This window comes from Paenibacillus sp. BSR1-1 (assembly GCF_030403775.1).
In the GTDB taxonomy this organism is placed as follows: domain Bacteria; phylum Bacillota; class Bacilli; order Bacillales; family Cytobacillaceae; genus Neobacillus.
In genome coordinates, this window is sequence record NZ_JAQMWQ010000002.1 from 186,779 (window position 1) to 211,211 (window position 24,433).

Annotated in this window: 27 protein-coding genes; 14 read left to right on the forward strand and 13 right to left on the reverse strand. The window is 38.8% G+C overall.

The features are described from left to right. Positions 1 to 52: 52 nt before the first annotated feature. Positions 53 to 568 (reverse strand): J domain-containing protein, encoded by a 516-nt coding sequence (locus PH210_RS04135; protein ID WP_289983282.1) that lies wholly within the window; start codon positions 566 to 568, stop codon positions 53 to 55. Between the two features lie 262 nt (positions 569 to 830). Here PH210_RS04135 and PH210_RS04140 point away from each other — a divergent pair, with 262 nt between their 5' ends. After that, positions 831 to 1,787 (forward strand): S8 family peptidase, encoded by a 957-nt coding sequence (locus PH210_RS04140; RefSeq protein WP_289983283.1) that lies wholly within the window; start codon positions 831 to 833, stop codon positions 1,785 to 1,787. Between the two features lie 83 nt (positions 1,788 to 1,870). After that, positions 1,871 to 2,092 carry a hypothetical protein gene (locus PH210_RS04145; RefSeq protein WP_289983286.1) on the forward strand — a complete coding sequence of 74 codons (222 nt, stop codon included), beginning with the start codon at positions 1,871 to 1,873 and terminating at the stop codon, positions 2,090 to 2,092. A gap of 51 nt (positions 2,093 to 2,143) precedes the next feature. Here PH210_RS04145 and PH210_RS04150 read toward each other — a convergent pair whose 3' ends face one another. Then, positions 2,144 to 2,854 (reverse strand): DUF421 domain-containing protein, encoded by a 711-nt coding sequence (locus tag PH210_RS04150; RefSeq protein ID WP_289983287.1) that lies wholly within the window; start codon positions 2,852 to 2,854, stop codon positions 2,144 to 2,146. Positions 2,855 to 2,984: 130 nt separating this feature from the next. Here PH210_RS04150 and PH210_RS04155 point away from each other — a divergent pair, with 130 nt between their 5' ends. Beyond that, positions 2,985 to 3,482: a GNAT family N-acetyltransferase gene (locus PH210_RS04155; protein WP_483312081.1), complete on the forward strand. Its 498-nt coding sequence runs from the start codon at positions 2,985 to 2,987 to the stop codon at positions 3,480 to 3,482. Between the two features lie 32 nt (positions 3,483 to 3,514). On the opposite strand, the gene PH210_RS04160 is transcribed toward PH210_RS04155, so the two are convergent. From PH210_RS04160 to yyaC, 3 genes are all read right to left on the reverse strand, one after another. After that, on the reverse strand, positions 3,515 to 4,615 hold the full coding sequence (locus PH210_RS04160; RefSeq protein WP_289983289.1) for an AbrB family transcriptional regulator: 1,101 nt from the start codon (positions 4,613 to 4,615) through the stop codon (positions 3,515 to 3,517). Between the two features lie 176 nt (positions 4,616 to 4,791). Further along, positions 4,792 to 6,060 (reverse strand): MFS transporter, encoded by a 1,269-nt coding sequence (locus tag PH210_RS04165; protein WP_289983291.1) that lies wholly within the window; start codon positions 6,058 to 6,060, stop codon positions 4,792 to 4,794. 143 nt (positions 6,061 to 6,203) lie between these two features. Next, the gene (gene yyaC / locus PH210_RS04170) at positions 6,204 to 6,791 is read right to left on the reverse strand and encodes a spore protease YyaC (protein ID WP_289983293.1); all 588 of its coding nucleotides are present in this window, start codon (positions 6,789 to 6,791) and stop codon (positions 6,204 to 6,206) included. Positions 6,792 to 7,001: 210 nt separating this feature from the next. Here yyaC and PH210_RS04175 point away from each other — a divergent pair, with 210 nt between their 5' ends. Further along, entirely contained in the window at positions 7,002 to 8,912 is a 1,911-nt protein-coding gene (locus PH210_RS04175; protein WP_289983758.1) for a YhgE/Pip family protein, read from the forward strand. A gap of 437 nt (positions 8,913 to 9,349) precedes the next feature. On the opposite strand, the gene PH210_RS04180 is transcribed toward PH210_RS04175, so the two are convergent. After that, positions 9,350 to 10,366 (reverse strand): C40 family peptidase, encoded by a 1,017-nt coding sequence (locus PH210_RS04180; protein WP_289983295.1) that lies wholly within the window; start codon positions 10,364 to 10,366, stop codon positions 9,350 to 9,352. 196 nt (positions 10,367 to 10,562) lie between these two features. On the opposite strand from PH210_RS04180, the gene PH210_RS04185 reads away from it, so the two are divergent. Next, positions 10,563 to 11,102: a hypothetical protein gene (locus tag PH210_RS04185; RefSeq protein WP_289983296.1), complete on the forward strand. Its 540-nt coding sequence runs from the start codon at positions 10,563 to 10,565 to the stop codon at positions 11,100 to 11,102. 132 nt (positions 11,103 to 11,234) lie between these two features. Here the strand turns inward: PH210_RS04185 and crcB (PH210_RS04190) are convergent, their stop codons facing one another. Both crcB (PH210_RS04190) and crcB (PH210_RS04195) read right to left on the reverse strand, forming a co-directional pair. Then, complete coding sequence (gene crcB / locus PH210_RS04190; RefSeq protein WP_289983759.1) at positions 11,235 to 11,585, reverse strand: fluoride efflux transporter CrcB; 351 nt, start codon at positions 11,583 to 11,585, stop codon at positions 11,235 to 11,237. A 5-nt stretch (positions 11,586 to 11,590) separates the two neighbouring features. Then, positions 11,591 to 11,965, reverse strand: coding sequence for a fluoride efflux transporter CrcB (gene crcB / locus PH210_RS04195; protein WP_289983297.1), 375 nt, complete (start codon positions 11,963 to 11,965; stop codon positions 11,591 to 11,593). Between the two features lie 127 nt (positions 11,966 to 12,092). On the opposite strand from crcB (PH210_RS04195), the gene PH210_RS04200 reads away from it, so the two are divergent. The 4 genes from PH210_RS04200 (at position 12,093) to PH210_RS04215 (ending at position 14,982) form a co-directional block, all read left to right on the forward strand. After that, positions 12,093 to 12,560, forward strand: coding sequence for an SRPBCC family protein (locus PH210_RS04200; protein WP_289983298.1), 468 nt, complete (start codon positions 12,093 to 12,095; stop codon positions 12,558 to 12,560). A 117-nt stretch (positions 12,561 to 12,677) separates the two neighbouring features. Further along, positions 12,678 to 13,916 (forward strand): GGDEF domain-containing protein, encoded by a 1,239-nt coding sequence (locus PH210_RS04205; protein WP_289983300.1) that lies wholly within the window; start codon positions 12,678 to 12,680, stop codon positions 13,914 to 13,916. Positions 13,917 to 13,958: 42 nt separating this feature from the next. Then, positions 13,959 to 14,102, forward strand: a complete 144-nt coding sequence (locus PH210_RS04210; protein ID WP_223587679.1) for a hypothetical protein — start codon at positions 13,959 to 13,961, stop codon at positions 14,100 to 14,102. A gap of 88 nt (positions 14,103 to 14,190) precedes the next feature. Beyond that, a complete protein-coding gene (locus PH210_RS04215; protein WP_289983303.1) occupies positions 14,191 to 14,982 on the forward strand; it encodes a rhamnogalacturonan acetylesterase in 792 nt (263 codons plus the stop codon). Here the strand turns inward: PH210_RS04215 and PH210_RS04220 are convergent. Continuing rightward, entirely contained in the window at positions 14,979 to 15,902 is a 924-nt protein-coding gene (locus tag PH210_RS04220) for an MBL fold metallo-hydrolase (protein ID WP_289983305.1), read from the reverse strand. The genes PH210_RS04215 and PH210_RS04220 overlap by 4 nt on opposite strands. Positions 15,903 to 16,192: 290 nt before the next feature. On the opposite strand from PH210_RS04220, the gene PH210_RS04225 reads away from it, so the two are divergent. The 3 genes from PH210_RS04225 (at position 16,193) to PH210_RS04235 (ending at position 18,068) form a co-directional block, all read left to right on the forward strand. Beyond that, positions 16,193 to 16,396, forward strand: a complete 204-nt coding sequence (locus PH210_RS04225) for a Fur-regulated basic protein FbpA (protein WP_289983307.1) — start codon at positions 16,193 to 16,195, stop codon at positions 16,394 to 16,396. Between the two features lie 273 nt (positions 16,397 to 16,669). Beyond that, positions 16,670 to 17,002 carry a nuclear transport factor 2 family protein gene (locus tag PH210_RS04230; protein WP_289983309.1) on the forward strand — a complete coding sequence of 111 codons (333 nt, stop codon included), beginning with the start codon at positions 16,670 to 16,672 and terminating at the stop codon, positions 17,000 to 17,002. Positions 17,003 to 17,039: 37 nt separating this feature from the next. Beyond that, positions 17,040 to 18,068, forward strand: a complete 1,029-nt coding sequence (locus tag PH210_RS04235) for a threonine aldolase family protein (RefSeq protein ID WP_289983310.1) — start codon at positions 17,040 to 17,042, stop codon at positions 18,066 to 18,068. 525 nt (positions 18,069 to 18,593) lie between these two features. Here the strand turns inward: PH210_RS04235 and PH210_RS04240 are convergent. Both PH210_RS04240 and PH210_RS04245 read right to left on the reverse strand, forming a co-directional pair. Next, positions 18,594 to 19,328: an SH3 domain-containing protein gene (locus PH210_RS04240; protein ID WP_289983311.1), complete on the reverse strand. Its 735-nt coding sequence runs from the start codon at positions 19,326 to 19,328 to the stop codon at positions 18,594 to 18,596. A gap of 5 nt (positions 19,329 to 19,333) precedes the next feature. After that, the gene (locus PH210_RS04245) at positions 19,334 to 20,254 is read right to left on the reverse strand and encodes a hypothetical protein (protein ID WP_289983312.1); all 921 of its coding nucleotides are present in this window, start codon (positions 20,252 to 20,254) and stop codon (positions 19,334 to 19,336) included. 249 nt (positions 20,255 to 20,503) lie between these two features. Here PH210_RS04245 and PH210_RS04250 point away from each other — a divergent pair, with 249 nt between their 5' ends. Both PH210_RS04250 and PH210_RS04255 read left to right on the forward strand, forming a co-directional pair. Then, on the forward strand, positions 20,504 to 20,686 hold the full coding sequence (locus PH210_RS04250) for a Fur-regulated basic protein FbpA (RefSeq protein ID WP_289983313.1): 183 nt from the start codon (positions 20,504 to 20,506) through the stop codon (positions 20,684 to 20,686). 166 nt (positions 20,687 to 20,852) lie between these two features. After that, positions 20,853 to 21,227, forward strand: a complete 375-nt coding sequence (locus PH210_RS04255; RefSeq protein WP_289983314.1) for a nuclear transport factor 2 family protein — start codon at positions 20,853 to 20,855, stop codon at positions 21,225 to 21,227. Positions 21,228 to 21,324: 97 nt separating this feature from the next. Here the strand turns inward: PH210_RS04255 and kimA are convergent, their stop codons facing one another. Then, positions 21,325 to 23,151, reverse strand: coding sequence for a potassium transporter KimA (gene kimA / locus PH210_RS04260; RefSeq protein ID WP_289983315.1), 1,827 nt, complete (start codon positions 23,149 to 23,151; stop codon positions 21,325 to 21,327). Positions 23,152 to 23,410: 259 nt separating this feature from the next. Beyond that, positions 23,411 to 24,355: a DMT family transporter gene (locus tag PH210_RS04265; protein WP_289983316.1), complete on the reverse strand. Its 945-nt coding sequence runs from the start codon at positions 24,353 to 24,355 to the stop codon at positions 23,411 to 23,413. Positions 24,356 to 24,433 lie beyond the last annotated feature (78 nt).

The window sequence follows — 24,433 nt, forward strand, 5'->3', positions numbered from 1 at the left end:
ACCATTCAATATGTAGTTCTTATCATTTGTAGAAAAATATTATTCGCTAATTCTATTTTGCTGCTTGATAGTGTTCATAAAACACCTTAAAAAGCCGATCATCTCCGCCGCGATCAGGATGTAATGCTTTTAGTAGTTTTTTAAACTCTTTCTTTACTAAATCTTTGTCCGCATGGGAGTCTAATCCTAATAATGACTGAAAATTGATAGAAGCAGGTTCTGAAATAGCATATTCTGCTTGCAGCATTTTTTTCAAAGATCGTACTTTCGCCTGTTCGATACGTAAACTACTTTTTAACTCCTCAATCTCATCCTTCAATTTCTGGTTTTCTTTGAAGGTCTTTTCCCAATCCTGATAATCAACACCAAATTTTCTGCGATTTTCTTCAATTATTTTTTCTAAAATAAACGCAGCCAAATCATTTGGTTTAATCAGGTAGTCAATGTTTAAATTTGTAGTCCGTTTCGCTTTTAGTTTTCCATCGAGGATCCAACGGATAACCATTTGCTCGCTCGTTGTAATACCCTCGGAACCTAGTAATTTGGTAACTTCTTTTACATTTAGCATGCCCTCAACTCATATCCCAACATAGTAAAATCTAAATTCAATGTAACATAGATAAATTTTTCCTAGATTACCATCATGTATTAATTTGATTAAAATTACTTTTCGGAATTTTTACAGCCTGTCTATTTTAATCCTTTGTCCCTATATTTTGAGTGAAAGGAGAAAAAACAGTCCAAAGGAATCTATTTTAATAGTTTCAGAATTGTTAAACTATTACTATCATCATGGGTTGGCTTCCATAAAATCTGTTAGGGGGAATACGATGGAGCGAAAAGTACGCTTGATTCCGTACCAGGTAATGGCAGAGGTTGAAGAAGTAACCGAGGTGCCAAAAGGGGTTGAAATGATTCAGTCCCCGAAAGTTTGGGAAAAAACAAAAGGCAAGGGCATTACCATTGCAATCTTGGACACAGGTTGTGATCTCACGCATCCGGACTTAAAGGAACGGATTATTGGCGGATGCAATTTTACGAATGATGATAAAGGGAACAAAACGATTTATAAGGATTACAATGGGCACGGGACACATGTTGCCGGAACCATCGCAGCAACTGCCAATCAGCAGGGCGTAGTTGGAGTTGCCCCGGAAGCAAATCTATTAATTATAAAAGTTCTTGATAAAAATGGCTCCGGTCAATATGACTGGATTATCAAGGGAATCAATTATGCCATTGAACAAAAGGCTGATATCATTTCGATGAGCCTCGGCGGGCCAGAGGATGTACCGGAATTACACGAGGTCATTCAAAAAGCGGTGGCCAATAATATTCTAGTCGTCTGTGCTGCAGGAAATGAGGGGGATGGACAAGGTTCTACAGATGAATTCGATTATCCTGGTTCCTATAACGAGGTTATAAGTGTAGGAGCGATCAACCTTGAACGCCATATTTCTGATTTTAGTAATTCCAATAAAGAGGTTGATGTGGTGGCACCCGGTGAAAATATCTTATCCACTTATTTGAAGGGGAAATATGCTAGACTCAGCGGAACCTCAATGGCAACACCACATGTCTCAGGGGCAATGGCTCTCATAAAATCTTTGTCAAATCAAGCATTCGAGAGAAATCTTTCAGAACCAGAACTCTATGCCCAATTAATAAGGAGAACGGTCCCATTAGGATATTCTCCAAAACTTGAAGGTAACGGAATGGTCTATTTAACAGCTGTAGATTATCTAGTTAATGTATTCAATGAAACAACGAATGTTGTTAAAGTTTAAAAGTTTTATTAAAACTTGTCCAGCAAATACCCAATCATTTCTATGAGAAATTCATTTAATAGAAATGAAGGGAGTTGATTTGGATGAGCTCACAAAATTTTCGAGACTTTGCACATAAGCTTGTTGGTGAAGAAGTAGAAGTTGTGACTAATAATGGGACATATACTGGAACATTAGAATATGTAGGCAGCGACAACATTATTTTGCGTACAAGAATCAGAGGCCGTGTTGTAAGATTGGCTATTCGTATCGCGTTAATTATCGCCCTATTCAGTTTGTTAACAGGCCGCAGATTCACTTTTTAAAAAAAATAGAGTCTAAATAAGAGTGGCTGCCAGTATTTAGGGCAGCCACTTTCATTCGGTGTCTAACGGTGAGTCCAAATGATCGTCAAATAAATCAATAAATAAACTGCCATTGGATGAAATGACGGCATATTGAACCGCCTTGATTTGTACACTTCGCGATTTTAATTCCTGTTCCAGCCATTGTTTTGAAAAATTCTGGTTAAAATTCTTTTCTATTATCTTTCCGTCCATTATAAGTTCTTTTGGAAGTATAACATTTTCGTTTAAATTAGCAGGATTAAAATCTTTCATGCTGACATTTTGGTATTGTGTTTTCTTCAATACCGATAATTTGCCGCTCACCTCTAAAAGCGCATACTCCACCTCAAAAATATCAAATATTCCTTGCTCTCGTAACTGCTGATTTAAATCATCCAAGGTATATCTTATTTTTTTCATGTTGGCATCAAGTATTTTCCCATTTTCAATGATGACAGTCGGCTGCCCGGACAGCCACCTGCGAAAGGGACGGCTGTTTGCGGAAATAAAGGATAAGAAAAAATATATCAAAATAAGGGTAAGGAAAGAAGAGATCATCGGAACGAAGTGGAGATTCGTATCAAACCCCATGTTCCCAATGAAAGAGCCTATCGTGATTGATAAAGCAAAATTATAATAATTTGTATGGGAGTTAACCTGTTTTCCAACCCAAAGTGAAACAACCATTAAAACGATATAGGAAATACATGTACGGATAATCGCTTCAGAAACAAGATGCAATCTACTTCATCCTTCACTTTAAATTGTTCCTATTTCAGTATGGGCTAAAAAGGTAATTTAAATGTAAGATATTCTGCCATATATATAGTTCTGTTTGTTGCTGTGAGGTATCATCAAAAGGGAGGTGTTTATGTTGATTATTGAGGAATTGTATTCGATAGAGGAATCTATCTCGGAGCTTTCTGAACTTTTGGTGAATGTAGTCGATGATGGCGCAGCCGTAGGCTTTCTGCCTCCAATGAAACCATCATTAGCCAGGGAGTATTGGGAAACGGTTTTATCACCTGGTGTGATTTTATTCGCGGCCAAAATTAACAATAGAATTGTCGGGAGTGTTCAATTACATTTATGCATGAAACAAAACGGATTACATAGGGCTGATATTGCCAAACTCATTACGGATCCGGATTTTAGGCGGCAGGGTTTAGGCCGTGCTTTAATGCAAAAAGCAGAGGAACGGGCATTACAAGAAGGTCGGTCATTGTTAGTTTTGGATACAAGAGAGGGAGACGCCTCCAATAAACTTTATCAATCATTAGGATTTATCGAAGCAGGACGAATCCCGAACTTTGCCAAGTCAGCAAATGGGGAGTTGCATACAACAGTTTTGTATTACAAAAATCTATAATAAATAAAGCGGTGTTCAAGGTGAACACCGCTTTATATTTGCTTCACTTTCCTCCGTACCCTAATAAACAACTTCAATATCGGCGGAACTGCAAAATAGATAAATAGGAGCCGGAATAATTGGTACCCGGTTACCATTGATAAATCTGCATGCACTTCATGAGCGAGTATACCCATTTGATCCATACCGCCGGGTGCTGTGCTTAAAAAACTTGTAGACGGAGAAATATGGTAATAGAAAACAAGCAGCAAGCTTAAGCCGATGGAGCCTAGTATCATGACCATGCCGCTTATTAGGGCAAGGGTAATCATTTTCCTTTTGTGCGGCAATTTTTCCGGTTTTAATAATAATCCTATATAACCGCCAATCAGGAATTGTGAAAGGTCCAAGATCGTTGGAGATAGGGGAGGCCCATGTAGTCCGGAAATATTGATGACGGCTGTTCCGATAATCGGCGCCAACAAAAATGGAGTAGGAAACCTAAGTTTTTTTCCAAGGAAAGCACAAATCACGCAGACAACCGCAAACAAAAGTATGGTTGGGAAAAACGGTCCAGAAAATGCTGCTGTCTTATGAGTGATGTCTGCAACAGGACCCGAGTTAACTTTTTGAAAAAAAGGTCCTAAAATCAGAAAGGGAACAAAGAAAATGATCATCAATAATCTTGCAACCTGAAGGAAGGTAACTGTTGTGATATCAATTCCTTTTACTTCCTCAGCAAAGGTAATCATTTGAGAAAGCCCGCCTGGAATACTGCCTGTTAGCACCGTTGCATAATCTACACCGGTAAGTTTGGAGACAATGAAAGCAATTCCCGCGCAAAATACCACAAGCGTAACGGTCATAAGGAGCATTGAAGGAAGCTTTTCAAAAATTTGCGATAGAGCATCCTTTGTAAACGAAAGTCCGATGGAATAACCCACAATGATTAGCCCGGTATCCCGAATGTATCTTGGCCAGAATAACGGAAGCTTCACTAACCTTGCGCCAATCAGGACAGCGGTCATCGGACCAAGCAGCCATGGAATAGGGGTATGAATGAATGTGAAAAGAATTCCACCAATTAAGGCAATTACCAGAGTGATCAAAAAACGTATTCTTTTGTCATCCGAGTTGATTGGTAAATACTTCAATAGAAACCCTTCTGTCTTAAAAATTTTATTAAAAAACACAATTTTACAATTTGATTGGGCTTTCATTGCCCGAGCGAGGCAACTTTTACAAGATACGGTAAATGAAATGAACTTACATCTCTCGAGCAAGCCAACTTTTTCATTCAACGGGCAATGAAGCTAAGAACACTAATAACCTAAGCCAACATTTCATTATGCTGCTTGGCTTCCTGGCGCTGTTCTTTAATTAGAATGCCCCCAATTAAGCCAAACATGGAAAACAGGACGGGGATAATAAATCCATAGTGATAGCCAACACTGCTGCTAGCCGCATGAAAATGGTCTAATACTTTTCCGAAAATAATTGGCAGCAGTACCGCACTTAAAAAACCACCAGTATTCGCAAATCCCGAAACCACTCCAACCTCTTTCATCGGGAAAGATTTTCGGACAACAGCGAAGGTCAACGAGCTCGCACCATTTCCATAGCCAATGATAAAGAAAAGAACTACAAGCATACTATGGGATGGCTTCCCATTAAATATAAGGAACGCAATCCAGCATATAAAAACAATAATATGCACAATGATATAAGGTTTTTTAATGGAATCCAGCCTACTTGAGATCCAGCCGGTAAGCGGAGCTCCTATAATTGCCCCGACTAAACCAATCATAATCAGCTGACTTGCATCTGATCGGCTCATCCCGTACACATGCATTCCATAAGGAACAGCCCAAGAACCAATAAATCCAACATACGTACCGACCACGCCAAAATGACATAAGAACGTTGCCCAAGCTTGTCGATCGGAAAGCATCCGTCTTAATAAGACAATCGTATTCTCACGCTTTTTCTCTTTTTTTACTTTTAAAGCTTCTTTCGTAAAAATTTTCTTTGGCTTGTTTACGAGAACAACATATAAAAGAAGCCCACATAAACATAATAGGATTCCTGTGATGAAAAAAGGAGTTCTCCAGCCAGATAAGGTGATCCAAGCGGAAAAGGGAACGGTCGCCATTAAGAACCCAAGGCTTCCACCCACCCCGGCGAATCCTAGTAAGCCGACAAATTCTCTTACTTTAAACCATTGGCTCATAATTATAACCAAATTAACCCAAATCGTCGCATCACCCATACCCGCCATCAATCTGGCAATAAGAAGCATATATTCATTTGTTGCCAGACTATAAAGAACCGTTCCTAGCCCATTGAGTATCGCTCCAACGATTAAAAACACATTGGGACCAAACCGGTCTGAAAGGATACCAATGGGAACCTGCAGCCCAGCATAAGCCAAGAATTGAACACTGGTCAAGAGGCCGATAGTTGCCGCCGTAATGTTAAAATCTTTCATTAATTGATCGGAAATTAATCCAGGTGCTGTCCTTTGACTCACGATTAAAAAATAAGTGAACAAGACGGTGGCGAAAACCACCCAACGATACCTGCTATTTTGTTTATTCAATGAAATCTACCCCTGTTTACTTTTATTCCCTTCCAATTATACTCTTATTTTTTTATAAATGAATTTTGTAAGAAAATTGGTTGCGTTTACAAGGAAAATTTTTTTTTGGTAAAAAAAAATCCCTGTGTAAACAGGGATAATGGTTATTGATGATGGAGCAGGATCGGGTGGTTTGAAGGATAGTTAAAATACTGCCGAACTGCCAGCGAAATTCCTTTTGCAATATTAACAGCCATTGTATAGATAAGGTGAAGGTTTGTGATAAATAAAGAAGATTCCATAGATGGATCATTTTCTAGGACGACTCCCATAACGCTGCAGTCGCCAATTGGAGGAAGCGGGATTCCAAGGCCCTCTCCTGGCAGCAATGCGCCTTCTCGAACGACTATGGAATTCACGATTCCCACTGAACCTAGAACACTATCAATCGCAACAACAAAACTATTTTCTGGAAGACTGAGCCGGGTCAATGCCGGAATGAGGGTTTTCGCATCCATAGGAGACTGAAGATTTCCTAAGACAGTTAAATGGCCAGGAAACAGGTTAGAAAGCAAGGTCCCGACAAACGGACCAAGGCTGTCACCGCTGATTCTATTTGAACCAATTCCAACGACATAAATATGTTTTGTTCCTACTGGAATGAGGGAATGCAAGGTGTTGCGAATAAAGAGCGGAGCCAGCTTATGATTGTAAGGGATAATTCTATTATTCTGTGAGTTTAGCAAATCCATCTATTACACACCACCTATTTTTCTTCCTATTTCGTTTATCGAAATGAATAGATATTTTAATATTCTGTTTTTATGTATAATAATCCTTCCAAGAAAACGGGAATTTCACATTAATTTAATTGTCATAATTTTCTAATGCACATAAATCTACCAATTCATACAAATAATGAAAAGTATGATATGACAGTAGAGGGTGTATATTCGTTGACTATGTTTTCCTGGATTAGACATGAATGGGTACAAATGGTAAAAAATCCAAAGCTGATGGTAGCGTTAATTGTGATTTTATTTGTTCCCATCCTATATAGTGGAACTTATTTGTGGGCGAACTGGGATCCATACGCTCATTTAGAAAGGCTGCCGGTCGCGGTAGTTAATGACGACGAAAAAGTCGATTATAAAGGGACCTCGTACGCGATAGGTAATGATCTGGTTAAAGAATTGAAGAACGATAAGAGTTTCAAATGGAATTTTGTCAGTAAAGGGGTGGCTGATAGAGGACTAAAAAATAATCAATATTATTTTGAAATTTATATTCCTCGTGATTTTTCCAAAATGGCGACAACGTTAACCGAGCAAAAACCGACGCCGCTTAATCTCTATTATAAGGTGAATGTGGGCAGCAATTTCATTGCCTCGCAAATTGGAAGAAATGCCGTCGATAAGATTCGAACAAAATTAGCTCAGCAAATCAGCAAAAATTATGCTGAAGTCGTTTTTGGCAATATTAAATCGGTCGGAGAGGGAATGAATGAAGCAAGTAAAGGTTCAGGCCAAATTACTGCAGGCTTGAACAAATTAACGTCAGGAACCGAGGAAATTATCAGCGGAATGCAAAAGCAAGTCGATCCATTAAGTCAAATGTCAAGCGGAGCACAAAAATTAAGCAGTGCTGCTACACAATTATCCGATGGTGCGGGACAAATACAATCGGGTATGGCTCAGGTGAATAGTGGTTTGGGCACTTTGGATAGTGGACTAAAACAGTTAAATAGCAGTTCTGCTCAACTGGAATCTGGGATGGGGCCGCTTGTGAATGGTTCAAAGCAATTAAGTCAAGCGATGGAAGGGTATGCAACTGGCCACCCTGATTCTGCCAATGACACAGCCTATCAGCAAATGGTCCAAATTAGTAATAGTCTCAGCAGTGGCCTAGTTAAATTCAATTCGAATTTTACCAGATTTAATCAAGGATTAAATAAAGCTGCACAAAGTACAGGACCTCTTAGATCGGGAACAGACACGATTGCTGCTAAATTGAAAGACCTATCAAATGGTGCTAATCAATTAGCTGCTTCACAAGCAAAAATTTCTACTGGGGCAACAAATGTTTACAATGGGTGGAATAGCGTGATTGGCCATTTGCAAACCTTGAAAGACGGGGAAGTGGACCTTGCTGCCGGCAGCAAGGAATTAACGGATAAATTGGCAGATGGAGCAAAACAAATTCAAGCCATTCATTCCGGGCAGCCTATTTATGAAATGATGTCTAATCCTGTCAGGCTTAAAGAGCAATTGGTGCATAGTGTACCAAACTATGGAACAGGTTTAGCTCCCTATTTCCTATCATTAAGTTTGTTCGTTGGGGCTCTTTTGCTTTCCACGATCCTTCCATTTCGGGCCACCAGCACCCGGCCTCCATCGGCGATGGCCTGGTTTTTATCGAAATGGGTTGTACTAGCTTTTATATCTATTTTTCATAGCATCATTACCAATCTTTTTTTAATAAAATTAATTGGATTGGATCCTGTGAACCCTGGTTTTCTTTACCTATTTACCTTTCTGGCAAGCTTGATGTTTATGTCAATTATATTGCTGCTTGTGATTGCTTTGGATAATGCCGGAAGATTTCTGGCGATTGTGCTGCTGGTCTTGCAGTTGACTTCTAGTGCAGGAACGTTTCCAATTGAGCTCACACCAACGTTTTTACAAACGCTTCATTCGTTGCTGCCAATGTCCTATACTGTCCAAGGCTTCCGTGCCATTATTTCAACTGGGGATTATCATATTTTGCGTACGGATGTGACAGCGTTGGTGATTTATTTGGCCGCTGCGGTTATTTTGACGTTGTTGGTGATAAGGGTGCTTGTGAAAAAACAGGCGGATTTAAAGGAAGCTTAGTGAAAAAGGGGCAGTGCTGGTTAATTTTTTTAGAAAGAGGGGTTACGTGACCTAAATCAATAGAAGAAACCCAATACGGTCACGTCGGAGTGGTCTACGTGACCTAAATCCATTCAAAAACACTAAAGGGGTAACGTAGAGTGGTTCTACGTTACCTAAAACGAAGTGGAGAAGAGAATTGGGTAACGTAGAGTGGTTCTACGTTACCTAAAACGAAGTTGAGAAGAGAATTGGGTAATATAGAGTGGTCTACGTTACCTAAAACGAAGTTGAGAAGAGAATTGGGTAACGTAGAGTGGTTCTACGTTACCTAAAACGAAATTGAGAAAAGAATTCGGTCACGTAGAGTGGTTCTACGTTACCTAAAACGAAGTTGAGAAGAGAATTCGGTCACGCAGCCAGCCTTTTCGTGGTGAACCGTTTCGTTCAATAAGAAGTTAAATCCGTACCACTCTGCCATTAAACTTCTCTTTCCAATACCCCGTTGACATGTCGGCAATCGCGACTCCGGTTGAGCTTTGTGATCCAATGAACTTCCCGTTACCTAGGTAAATGCCCACATGGCCATCTTTTTTATAAGTATCAAAAAAAACAAGGTCTCCTGGCCGCATTTTGCTTAACGAAACTTGTGCACCAGAATTTTTTATTGAATCTGTACTCCAGCCTAATTCAATCCCTGCCTGGGAAAATGCCCAATGAACAAAGCCGGAACAATCGAATCTTCCGTTGGCGACATCGTATTCATTTCTTCCTCCGCCAAACACATAGACAGAGTTTCCGATGTATTTATAGCCTGCGGAGATGATTTTCTTAACGTTTCCACCCTCCAAAACCGGAGGCTCTATGTATTCCGTAACTTTAACAGTTTCAATCTGTTTTTTTAAGCCTTCATATTGTCCTTTTTGTTCCGAAAGCATGGACCGCATTCCTTCGAGGTCCGTTTTCGTGCTAAGAAGTCCAGTGAGTTTTTTGTCTAAAGCGGCCTTTTTACTGTCATATTCGTTCTTTTCCGATTCCTGCTGTTCCAAAAGGGTCCGGTCTGCCTCCACAATCGATGCTACTGCTCCAACCCGGTCAATAAAATCACTCAAGCTAGTTGAACCTAACAAAACATCGAGATAACTTAAATGTCTGTTGCTTTGCTGATAGGAAAGGGCACGTTCTTTTAATACATTATTTCGTTTTTCCATGCTGTTTTTTAAAAGACTAATATCCTTCTCAAGCTTTTGTACTTCAGATACGGCCGCTGCTTCCTCTAAATCAGCTTTAACAATTGCCTTTTGATTATCATGAATGGCTTGATTGATTTTCTGCAATTTTTCATTGATCCCATTAGGTGATGCTGCTGGTGACCACGAATTTTGATTCGCTATGTTTGCTTCCGCATAAGCCTTAGGGGTTGTTAGAAAAGTCGATAATCCTAATATGATTAATATGGGCAGTATAAGTTTCATTCATTACACCTCTTTTGGAAATTTCGTAAAATTCAAACCACTAACAAGTCCACATTATAACAAAGCAGTTTTTCAGCTTTGTAATAGGGGCTTTACAATTTAATATCATCTCAAAGTGTATCTGCCTAATTTTAGAAGAAAATAAGCTCCCAATTTTATAAAAATCATAGTATATATAGTGAAAGTAGGTGAAAACATGACATCAGGAATGGGTATGAGTGGCTTCCCAGGTATGGGTATGAGCGGAATGCCAGGTATGGGCATGAGCGGAATGCCAAGTATGGGAGGTATGAGCGGAATGCCAGGTATGGGAGGTATGAGCGGAATGCCAGGTATGGGAGGTATGAGCGGAATGCCAGGTATGGGCATGAGCGGAATGCCAAGTATGGGAGGCATGAGCGGAATGCCAGGCATGGGCATGAGTGGAATGCCGGGCATGGGAATGGGCGGCTTTCCAGGCATGGGTACGAGCGGAATGCCAGGCATGGGAATGGGCGGCTTTCCAGGCACGGGCATGAGCGGAATGCCAGGCATGGGAATGGGCGGCTTTCCGGGCGCGGGCATGAGCGGAATGCCAGGTATGGGAATGGGCAGCTTTCCAGGCATGGGCATGAGCGGAATGCCAGGTATGGGAATGGGCAGCTTTCCAGGTATGGGCATGAGTGGAATGCCAGGTATGGGAATGAGCGGTTCCCCAGGCACTGGAATGAGTGGAATGCCAGGCATGGGAATGTAAAGTCTTGTTGTTGATTGAAGCTTTAACCTGATTTCCAAACAAGTTAAGTAATTTTTTAAAACTAAAACATGCATACAAAAACCTTCCTAAATCCATTTTGGGAAGGTTGTTCCAATTTGCGTATTCATCACCTTAAAAAAAACTTCCAACCAAAAACCCAAAATAAGCCAGTGTTATGCCTGCTCCATAAGTTACGATGGTATAAAGGATAAAGTCCTTTTTATTTTTTTTAAAGAATAACTTTAGCATTTCTAATTTCAGAGTCGAGAAGGTTGTATAAGCGCCCATAAATCCAGTTCCAAATAATAATACAATTATGATATCAGCTTTCGCGCCAGTGATTACACCTAAAAGAAATGCACCCGATAAATTAACCGTCAAGGTTCCCAATGGTAAGGCAGATTCGTGATTTAATCGTTTACTTATGGAATATCGAGCATTCGCCCCGAGAAAACCACCAAATCCAACTATTAACAAATGCATGATTGTCACGATTTATCCACCTCGGTATTGACCTTAAATCCTATTCGGCTCATAAATAATCCTCCAATAATACTGACAAAAACATAAAGAACACCCAGTAACATATTTCCGGATTGAAACATTTTAACGGTTTCCACACTGAGAGTTGAAAAAGTGGTAAAAGAACCGACAAAGCCAGTTCCGATCACAGTGGATATCTGAGGTGAGAAAGAGAACTTCTTGAAAAAATTGGTCGTTAGCCAGGCCAATAAAAAACTTCCAAATAAATTAATCAGTAGAGTTGCGAATGGAAAAGTGCTATTCGTATAAAAGGTCATTCCAATGAGATATCTTAATATTGCACCTAATGAACCAGCTATACCTACAAAAAGATAGATCAAAGCGAATTTTTACCTCCTCTATAAAAGACTGCACCAACTAATTTTAAACTCATTTCGTCTCAATTAACAATACAAACTCCATTTGAATATAAATAAATGAATAAAAGCCAATGGAGGAGGAGTACGCTTGAAAATCAATTACGATCATTCCTTTGAATTACCTAGGTCTATTGTATGGAAATATATTAAGGATGAAAATGTACTTAGAAACTCACTCCCTGGATGCCGTTTTTTTGAAGAAAGATCGACTGGAAATTACCTGGCTGAAATTGAAATTCAATTAGGACCAATTAAGGATATGTTTAAGCTGGAAATCTACACGATAGAAGAGAATTCAGCTTCATCCTACCGACTCCATGTAAAGGGAAAAGGGAACCTTGGTGAGATAAGTGGTAATGGAGTTCTGCATATTACAGAAAATCAGAGAGGTACCAGCCTTTCATTTATGGCTGAAGCAGAGATAACTGGAGCACTTGCCTTAGCAAGCAAGCGTATATTAGACGGAACCGCTGATAAGAGTTTGGAAAACTTTTTTCAAAAAATGGAGAAAGAAATCAAAAAGAGAATTTATCTCTTGAAAAAAAGAAGCAGATGATGGTCTCCGATCAGCTGCTTCTTTATTTTGCTTAAATTAAAAAAACGATTGTATTCTAAAAACAAGGGGATTCTAGACATAGACGAATTCAAACGGCACTTCGAAAGGAGGGGGACTTTGACGAATAGGGCAAGAATATTCATATACATATTATTCATTGCCGCTGCGGCCTTGGCGTTCTGGTCAAATCGTGTTCCACTCCAAAACACATTTTTCATCAAGGCAGTGATCCTGTATTGGTTTTTTAGTACGCTTTATTTTCATTTACGTACCATGAGCCGAAAAGGAAATGTGACACTTGATTATGGAATGAACTACAGTTTGTCCTTTGTCATGTTCTCCGGGCCGTTAGGAATACTTATTTTCGAATCGATCTACCGATTTAGCAATTATTTTTATAAAAAAATCACCAAAACCGCAGATCCGGATGAATTCGAGCACATTTTTTATAACGTCGGATCGTTTGTATTTCAAAATACTATTTCCTATTATGTGTTCCAATCCTTACAACAATATTTTCAAGCGATACCATTTGGCTTTTGGATTTTAATGTTTTTTCTGGCAACAATTAACGCTGTTATATCAGATACCTTCCTCACGATCATCTTCTACTACTTAGGGGAAATAAAATCGCGGGAGGAGGTCTTTCATTTTTTTAAAAGCAGAAGTATTCCCGATTTGGGGAAAATCTCGTTCACAAACGGAATGTTATTTGTCTTCCTTCAGGAAGGAAATTGGGAAATATTGATCAGCTTCTTTATTTTGAATTATTTGGTTAATCACTCTTTTATTGAAAAAGCTCAATACCTGCAAAACAAGCTGGAACGAGACCAATTTGAACAAATGGCTTATACTGATTTTTTAACAGGTATTTCCAATCGTGCCCTTATGGATAAAAAGATGGCAGAGTTAAATCAAGGAAATGAACCAATTGGGATTGTGGTCACTGACTTGGACAAATTCAAAATCATCAATGACACTTATAACCACGCAGTCGGTGACAGGGTAATCCAGCATTTTGCTGCAACCTTAAATAGCTATCTTAATCAGGGTGATTTTTTATTCAGAAGCGGAGGGGAAGAATTTACACTTTTCTTGAGAAATCGAGATTATGATCAAACGGTGGCTTTTGTGGAAAAAATAAGACAAGGTGTTGAAAACAGTCAGGTTCTTGCAGAGTTTAATGGAGAAAACGTATCAATCCCCTATACAGCATCCTTCGGCCTTTACTTTTATGATGTAACCGAAAATATATCCATGGAGAAGGGGTATATTTATGCCGACCAATTATTGCTTCAATCCAAACAGCACGGTCGAAATCAATTATCAGCAAAAAATGAGCTCATACATATATAAAAATCGAAAGTCAAACACTATAATTAAAGAGGGGGTGTAACCATGACAAATGAAACAAAAGAATATGTTGCAGCTTCACTTTCACCACAATTAATAAATGAAATTCAATCACTTGAAGAAAAATTAAGTGAGCAAGCCCATAAAAAAGTAGTCGTAATTGCTTATGAAAATGAGACAACAACGTGAGATAATTTTTGCTAAGATAATAAGCTGGCTAAAACCTTCATATAATTGAAGGTTTTTATCATGCGCTTAAGCATCAGGAGGAGAAACTTTGAAAAAGAAATGGTACCTGCATGGTATTTTAATGTTAACAGTCATATTGTTAATATTTAGCGGGTTAAAAACCTATAAATCAATAGCCAAACAAAATAGCAGGATAACAGTGTATCTCGCCGGCGATTCCACTGTTGCAAATTATACCAGCAATCGGGCACCGAGGGCTGGGTGGGGGCAAATGCTCCCTCAAATGTTTGATGAGCAAATCATCGTGAAAAATGAAGCCGTCCCGGGAAGAAGTACGAAAAGTTTTATTAACGAAGGGCGGTTACGCAGAATTTTAAAACAAATTCATAAGGGAGATTATTTGCTCATTCAATTCGGACATAACGATGAAAAAAGCTATGATCTATCCCGTTATACAGACCCTGCCACTTCCTATCAACGTTTTTTAAAAGAATATATTGACGGCGCACGAAATAAAGGGGCCATCCCAATTCTTGTAACACCGGTCGAAAGAAAGAATTTCTCCATTGACGGAAAGGCTTTGTCCACACACGGACAGTATCCTGATGCCATGAAGGAGGTTGGCAGAATGGAGAATGTCCCTGTCATTGATCTGACGTCAAAAAGTATGGCACTTTATCAACAACTTGGACCAGAAAAAACTAAGGAGCTTTTTTTATTCCTGGATGCTGGAGAACATCCAAATTACCCTGGTGGTGTACAGGATCCGGTTCATTTTCAAGAAAAGGGTGCAAGGGAAATCGCCAAACTGGTTGCAGAGGGAATTGCTGGGCTTAACCTGCCTCTACAAAAAAATATATTAAAAAACGGAGGCTATTAAAAGCCTCCGTAATTTACAGTTTCCCCGATCAATAATACCCTTAATTGCTCCTTTGGTAATTGCTTTTTTTCCCATTCACGATATAACCGCTCTAACGCTTCGGGGCCAGTATCATCGGCCAACCGGTAGGCACCATAATGCATCGGAACAAACAATTTTGCTTTTAATTCTAAAAAAGCTGTAACACTATCTTCGGGCGAGATATGGGATGCCGCCATAAACCACTCTGGCTCATAAGCCCCAATTGGCATAAACACCGTATCGATGTGAAAGCGATCTCCTATTTCCTTAAAGCCCGTGAAATAGCCTGTATCTCCAACAAAATAAAACGTCTCTGATTGATTCTGGATAATCCAGCCGCCCCAATGGGACGTATTCATATCTGTTGCCGTTCTTCGTGTCCAATGCTGAGCAGGCACAAAGTGGAAAGTAAGTCCTGCATGCTTAACATTTTCCCACCAATTCAATTCCGTGACACGATGAAAACCTTTTTTGAGAAATAGGGATTTTAATCCGATTGGTACAAAAAATTGAGGATTCCCTTTTAGCTGCTTAATCGTTGGAAAGTCCAAGTGGTCGTAATGGCCATGAGAAATGATCACGACATCTATTTCGGGCATGTCTGTCAACGGGATTCCAGGCGGGGTTAATCTCTTTTGAAACCCCATCCGATTTGCCCATACAGGATCCGTTAAAATATTGATTCCATTTAATTGAATCAGAAAAGTCGAATGACCGATCCAAGTATAAGTGGTTTTATTTCGATTTTCCTGTAGTTCTTTAACCATTTTACTTTCACTTTGCTCAATATTTACCGATAAATCCTTTACCTTGCTTTTTCGTTCTCTTTGCCATCTCATCATGTCTTTAAACGTTTTGTTTGTACTGACATTCTCTAAATTAGCATATTTTTTTCGCATGTAATCACCTATTATATGTTCGCAAAAATGAATTTTGCTTGATTATAACAGGAAATAGGGGGTCCATCAAAAATATTTCATTTATTAAGTCTAAATAACATTTTGTTTAAGAATCGATAAATAGGTGTCAAATCGACAATTTTTTCTAATTTAAGGAATTACAATGGCATTTGTGGGAAGGAGTTGAAACAATATTTTTTAAAAAATGAATATTTTTTAGTTCTTTCGTCGTTCTATTCTAAGCAATTTTCACAGTAAAATCCCAAAAGCAAACTAGGAGGTTTTTCGTTTTGAAAAATAATCTTCGAAATGCTTGCCAGCAAAAAAGGCAACATCTAATCGATGAACTCCTTAAATTAGGGGTTTTTAAGAAAAATAATAAGCATCTTTATGAATGGACACTGCAAGACCTTGAAGAAGAATATGTTCAATTGAAACAGGTAATTTGGATTCAACCAAATTCAAGTGCTGGGAAAGCTTCTCAAACTTTTTAATAAGGCTATGTAAAAGGGCATCGTTGATATTTAACACTGGTGATTGGAGCGGAAGGAGCGAAGACTCCTGCGGGAGTACGGGGTCTCCCCGGCACGCCCGCGGAAAGGGAAGCTCCTTCCTGGAGCGCAAATCAACAACTAAGTTTAACAGATCCTTAAATTAATGCACAAAAGCCGGTATTAGAAAAACCGGCTTTTGTTGCGTTCAGATATAATTTTGGAGATTATGATATTATGTTAATATCATTAAAGAATTTAAAAGGAGTTTAGTATATGCCGATTGAAAAAGTTGTACAAAAACAAATTGAATTTTACAATAATCAGGATTTAGAAGGATTTGCAAGCACTTACTCAGATGACATTACCGTGTTGACCTTCCCGAATAACACAGTAACATTAAGCGGCAAGCAGGCACTAATTGAAAGATATACAGAGACCTTCAAAAAGAAAATGTTCGCCGAAATCAAAAACCGTTCCATAGTTGGAAACAAGGTAATTGACTGGGAGATCGCAACCAACGGACTTACAGGTGAAAGCACAAGCTTAATGGCTATTTATGAAGTGAAGGATGACTTAATTTCTAAGGTTTGGTTTATTAGGGAATAAAATCGAGAGAATACATATTTTAATGGGAGGACATCAAATGTACAGTTTTAAGAACGATTACAGTGAAGGGGCACATCCTAGAATATTGAATGCTTTAATCGAAACCAATTTTGAGCAAGAGGATGGCTACGGAGAAGATCGCTACACTCAAAAAGCAGTAGAACTTTTAAAGGAAAGAATCGGTCGAGAGTATATAGATATCCACCTTATCGCCGGCGGGACACAAACAAATCTTATCGCGATCTCATCCTTTCTAAGACCACACGAGGCTGCTATTGCGGCACACACCGGTCATATTTTTACACATGAGACAGGGGCGATTGAAGCAACTGGGCATAAAATTCTAACAGTAGAAGTCGATGATGGGAAACTAACCCCTTTGCACATAAAGCAAATACTTGATTTTCATACAGACGAACATATGGTGAAACCGAAGCTTGTATACATATCCAATTCCACTGAAATTGGAACCATTTATAAGAAAAGTGAGCTGGAGCAATTAAGTGAATTTTGCCATAAGAACAATCTGATATTGTATATGGATGGCGCCAGAATAGGGTCAGCACTTTGCTCCACTGAAAATGACCTTACATTAAATGAAATTGCCGCACTTGTGGATGCCTTCTATATTGGCGGAACGAAGAACGGAGCCCTCATTGGTGAAGCATTGGTCATTTGCCGTGAATCATTGAAAGAAGATTTTCGGTTCCATTTGAAGCAAAAAGGGGCGTTACTTGCGAAAGGAAGACTTTTAGGGATCCAATTTCTTGAACTATTCCGGGAAAATCTCTTTTTCGATCTAGCCATGAATGCAAACATAATGGCTGACAAGTTAAAACAGGAACTGGTTAATGCAAATTTCAAGTTTCTAACACATTCACCATCAAATCAAATTTTTCCCATCTTGCCTAATTACTTAATTACTGAGCTCCAAAGGAATTATTCTTTCCATATATGGGAAAAGGTCGATTCAGATCACTCTGCAATTCGCTTGGTTACGTCCTGGGCAACAAAAGAGGAAGTTGTTACAGCATTTATTAATGACCTGAGGACAATTCAAAAATAAGAGCAATAAAAAAATGCGTTAATCCAGGAAGGATTAACGCTCTTTTGTGGGATTTTATTAGACCCCCTTCAACTAAATACATACTGGCATAAAGGTAAGTGATACTTTTGCAGACCACACCATATGCTTAATAGAAATAAACGGTTCATGAAGGGAGTAATACAGTCATGCAACGGATAAAATTTATTATTAAACAATTTCTACATGAGCCTTTGTGGTTTAAAATACTAATTTCTACAACTTTGATTATTTCAATTACCTTTAGCAGTTCATTTTTTGCGGACAATGATTATTATCAGAGCTTTGCTAAATTGGCAGCGGCTCTCTTCTTTTGTGCTTACGGTATAAAATTCTGGAGAAATTTTAAAATAGCAATCCTCTTTTTTGCTTTTTCAATTATATGCATTTACCTATCTATCATGTTATTAATTTAGTGTTTCTCGTCTTAAATTCCAGGAGAAATGATCATGTGACCAATTTCTCCTGCGAATCCATCGAATAACCTTGAATTGCGTGAAATCGTGATTATTTTTCCCTGACAATCAAGGCTGAAATCCAGCCTTCGACCCCGTTTGCGCTTTGAACTTTTAGCCACTTAATTCCTTTGGAATCTATTTGTTCTTCATTCAAAAAGTGCAAGATTTCTCCATTTGTAATCGTGTATAGGCGTGGCGCAGTTAGTGTGGGTGCTTCCCGAATATTTCCGCCTTCTTTATACTCCTTATTTAAAATGAATTCTTTGGGGTGAGGGGAAGCCAAGGATGCTTGTCTGGGCACATGTTCTTGGTTTAACCATACCTCTGCTTTCTTCCATTTTTGTGTATACCACTGATTTGGATTGTTCATGATGGCTGCAGTGAGCAAAATTACAAAAGTTGTAGCAGAATAGAAGGTCCATCTTTTAATCCTTGTCTTATTCCTTCTCCGTTTCTTGAAAAGCTGAATCATTTTGTTGAAAAATCTTTCGAAAAAGGCAAACATTTCTTCGATGAAATCAATCCAAACAGATATACCAGTTTTACCTGCTTCTCTCCGGCTTCTTTGCATCGTGCAAAGAAGTGCCATGATGGGGTAAGAAATGAGATAATGCATTTTTTTCAACAAACGGCACAACAAGTTGAAGAAGGGAGGAACAATGTACAACAAAATCAGCCTCACGAGCTGCAGGAGGACAAAGAGGGCCAAAAAAAGGCGCAACCATTCCGGCAGGACGGAAGTAAGTGACCAGATCCAAAACAGCTGATTATAAATAGATTCCACAATCGCTACTCTCCTTTATTGAAATAAGATAGGAGTTCTCTCTTTTGGCCACTAATCTGTTTTTTTTCATTGGTGTTTTCCTGATTGACGGGGAGGTAGGGGAATAATTTTTTTAACTTGGCTAATCTTTGTTCCGCCTCAAACTGGTCTATATTTTGATCATTGATCAAATTAAAAAGTTGTTTGTTTACCTCATTTTTGAAAGCTTGATTTTGGCTAAACTCCGATTCCACTAACCGCTTGGCCATTTCATTTTTTTCCCCAAGCTTCCCTGCAGTGATAAAATCTCCAGCTTGAAGGGCTTCTTTTATCGAGGCCGATATCCGGCGCGCTTCCTCCAAGTCTAGAGCCTCTTGATAGGCAGATAATTCTGCGTTCCGGTCTAAATCGGCGATCGCCTCATCATGGCTTTGGTCCCGAATACTTTGCCTGATTAAAACTCGAATATTTCGAACAACTACTCCGGCCTCTCTTAACACCTTAACTAGTGGCGAGGTTTGAAAAAATTCTTCAATATGCCGGGCAAAACTAAGATCCTCTTCAATAGGATAAAATCTTGCTTCCGACTCCACCCAGAAGGGCAGGTTATTGTTAATAATGTGGCCAAATTCTCCAGCATTTTGTTGAACTAATTTTTCAGGGTGCTCAACGGCAATATCGATAAACAGATTGACAGAAAACCTTCTTCCTCTTGTTGCTGAAGGGACTTCCTCCTTGTAAGTGATGGTATGCTGCTGCATATTGACTGTATAAACTTTTTTATATTTACCTATCCGCAATTCACTACGTGACAATCGCTCTCCATTTTTAACGGCATAGTATTTGTTGTGATTATTAACATAAACAAAGGCATAAGTCATAGATGACGCCGGCGGTTTTTCCAAAAAGCTAAATTTCACTTCTTTAACATCTTCAATAAATTGCATGAAGTCATTCCCTCCAGTTAACTATTTTCATTGGGAGAGCACTTACCCTTGTCCACATTCTATGCGGACAATCGGAAGAAAAGCCCCATATCTTTGCAGAAATTGGGGATTGAGGGAGTTAAATATTAATTCATACTTTACAGATAGGAATTGTAAGTTTATAATTAAAATTAATCAAATTAAGAAATAATTCGGACCAAATTTAAGGTTGTTATATTCAAGGGAAGTTACACTGAAGGAGTGTTTATGATGAGAAATAACGATGAAAAAAAGCGGCAAAAACTTATCAATAAACTAATATTCTTAAACGTTTATAACAAAGAAGATCAACAGCTTCAAACGCTGCCACTTTCAAAATTAGAAAATGAGTATAGGAAATATAAATTACAAAACCATCCGCATGGTGAGTTTGGCTCTATTCAATGGGTATAAAATTTGGATGGTTTAAGGAAAAGAGCAAATGAGGGTTTGGGGCGCAGGCCCTTTTTCTTTTGTTCTTTATATACTTATAAGTTGGTGTAATTTCAAAAAATTGGATATATAATGGAACTACAATTACATAACTTTGAAAACTATTAATAAGAAAGGATGAATGGCAATGAAGAATTCTTTAAGAGAGAAGGCTGTGTCGTTTTTACAAATGGTTGCATCGGGGGATGTGCGCGAAGCATACAGTAAAAATATTGGCCCTGATTTCCGCCATCATAATGCCTTTTTCCGTGGAGATGCTGATTCTCTTATGCTCGCAATGGAAGAAAACGCCACTAAGAATCCAAACAAAACCCTTGAGGTAAAACGCGTCATCGAAGAGGGTGATACAGTTGTGGTTCACTCCCATGTAAAGCAAACGCAAGAGGACCTTGGAGCAGCTGTGGTTCATATCTTTCGATTCCATAACGATCTTATCGTCGAGTTATGGGATGTAGGTCAGCCTATACCGGAAAATTCCCCCAATGAAAATGGTGTGTTCTGATACATATGAAATCGTAACAGCTTAGAAGCTGAAAAAAGGGGATTCCAAAAATAACTTTTGGAATCCCTTTTTGTTTACCAACTACGAAAATTGCATTTTATTTTTTGAATCGAAATGGCACGGTAGAAACAATCACATTTTTTTGATATATGAGGTAAAGTCGTAATAATAAGCTTGATTGGTTATGCAAAATATCGTGCCATCTTTTCTTCGTAATAAATTGAGGAATCAATACGGTAAGTGTGTACTTTTGTTCATTCGCCTTTTCCTCAACAATTTCGATAAAGCGTGCAATCGGTCGTAATAAGCTTCTGTAGGATGTATACAAAGTCACAAGACGAATATCTGGCTGCCATTCCTTCCATTTTTCCTCCATTTGTTTTTCACTTTCACGGTCAAAGGCTACATAAACGGCAATCACGGAGTCACCGATTAACTTCGCATAGTTTAATGAGTTTTCTACAACCTTGGTAATCCCAGCAACGGGGACAATGACAATGTTGCCCTCTAACGGAAGAGCATCATCACCTGTTGCAATTCTAAGTTGCTCACCTACTGCATCATAATGCCTTTTAATCCGATGGCACACTAAGACTATTAGCGGTAAGAAGATGAGAACATACCAGACTTGAGAAAATTTGGTGATAAAGAAAATGATCACAACCGTTAAAGTAATTAGTGCGCCAATTAGATTAATGGTCATTTTCAATAGCCAGCCAGAAGGTTTCTCTCTTATCCATTTCACAATCATACCTGTTTGCGACAGTGTGAATGGGATGAAGACACCTACCGCATAAAGGGGAATAAGCTGTTCTGTTTCTCCTCTAAAGATGACAATCAATATAATGGATGCCACACTTAGAGTAAGGATTCCATTTGAATAGCCAAGCCGATCCCCACGATTTAGGAACATTCTTGGAATATATTTGTCAGTGGCGAAGTTAACCGCTAACAGAGGGAAAGCTGAGAATCCTGTATTCGCCGCTAGTACCAGAATAAGGGCCGTAGTTCCCTGGATAAAATAATAAAGGAAGTTTCTCCCAAAAACCTTAGAAGCCATTTGGGAAACAACCGTTTCCTCTGCTTTAGGAGAGATCCCCAGCCAATAGGCTAAAAACATCGTTCCCGTGAAAAGTATCGCTAGAATGATGCCCATCATCATTAAAGTATGAACTGCATTTTTAGCTTCAGGTTCCTTGAAATTCGGAACAGCATTTGAAACCGCCTCTACTCCTGTAAGAGCCGAGCAGCCTGATGAAAAGGCGCGCAATAGTAAAAATAGACTTATACCAGGTACAGCTGTCCCAATTGGTGAATGTAGATGGGAAGGAATCTGTCCGCTAACAATTTGCCACAGTCCCACTACAATCAGAAGAACTAACGCAACGACAAATATATAGACGGGATAGGCAAGGACAGAAGCTGATTCCGTAATACCTCTGAGATTCAAAATCGTGATCAAAATAACTAAGACTGAAGCGATGGGCACATTATAGGGATGTAATAGAGGAAATGCCGATGTAATCGCATCCGTACCAGCTGATACACTAACGGCCACTGTTAAGATGTAATCGACTAATAACGAACCGCCTGCTACTAATCCTGCATTTTTCCCCAAGTTACTTTTCGAGACAACATAGGCACCCCCGCCATGAGGATAAGCGTAGATAATTTGACGATAGGACAAAATTAGCGCTGCTAAAAGAATGAGGACACCTACACCAATCGGAATCGAATACCAGAGAGCAATAAGACCTAAAGTAGATAACACAATGATAATTTGTTCTGGGCCGTATGCCACAGAAGAAAGGGCATCGGATGACAGAATGGCAAGTGCTTTTAATTTACCTAATCGTTGTTCGCCTAATTCACTTGTTTTCAGCGGCTTCCCAATTAAGGCTCGTTTAAACATGGAATAACGCATAAAGTACCTCCGTAAGATATAAGCAATTGAACTGCTTTTAACCATAGGATTATATTACCCGCTAAAATCTTTTATAAATCATCATACGCAAATGCAAAAAAGAACACTAAGATTTTACTTACTGTTCCTAAAAATACATCAAAGAGCAAATAAAGCTCTTCCTAACATATGTAACATATTTATCAATATAACCTAGAGAGAATCATTTAAAGAAAAATACTTTTGTTGGCTAACGTTGGACTTTAATAAAGCCCCTCTATCAACTTACTCTGAGGGGCTCTTCATTTTTTGAAGGTTGGCTGGTACTTGAAGAAGACTTTTTATTCAAAGCCAACAAAAATATCATGCCAATAATACAAGCTGTACCAACCCATTGGAAAGAACCAAAGGGTTCTTTTAGCCAAAAGACCGTTGTTAAAACAGCTGCTAGTGGCTCTATGCTGCCTAGAAGACTTGATTCTTTAGGCTCCAGACTTTGTAAGCTTTCTATAAAGAACCAAAATGCAATCATAGTACCAAATACGATAATAAAGGTTAAATACCAATAAGCTTTTAAAGGTAAACTTGAAAAGTCCATTTGCCAAGGCTGATGGATAAAGCTTAATGCAAAACCACCGATAATCATAGCCCATCCAACAATGACAAGTGAATCGTATTGTTTCAATAATGGAACGGCATATAGAGTATAGAATGCTAAAGCTAATCCTGATAATACACCCCAAACGATGGCGGGTGTTGGCACAGATAACTGAGAGATGGAGCCATTTGTTAATAAGAAAAAACAACCCACTAAAGCCAGCGAAACAGTCAGCAAATCTCTTCGTGTTATAACTGTTTGCTTCCGGAAAATTAGGTATACGATAATCATAACTGGTGCTAGATACTGTAAAAGTGTTGCTACAGCAGCATTTCCATGTTTAATGGAAGCCATGTAGGTGTATTGAACCGCAAGCATACCTAGTAACCCGAAGATAATCAATTGAATGGCGATCCTCCGATTTTTCCAAACACCAAGTATCTGGGAACGGTCTTTTCCGAAATATTGAACCGTTAAGAGTAAAAAACCAGCTATGAGCAATCGGATTGTAACCAGCCAATCCACATCGATATGATACTGTTGAAAAAGCTTTTTGGCAACTGTGCCACCGACTCCCCAAAACACTGCTCCCGTTATAACAAGAAACATTCCCTTTCGTCTATTCATGGTTGATTCTCCACCTTCAAATATAAAAATAGTGTTATAATATCTTAAATAATAAGTGGAAAACCTCTGAAATAATAC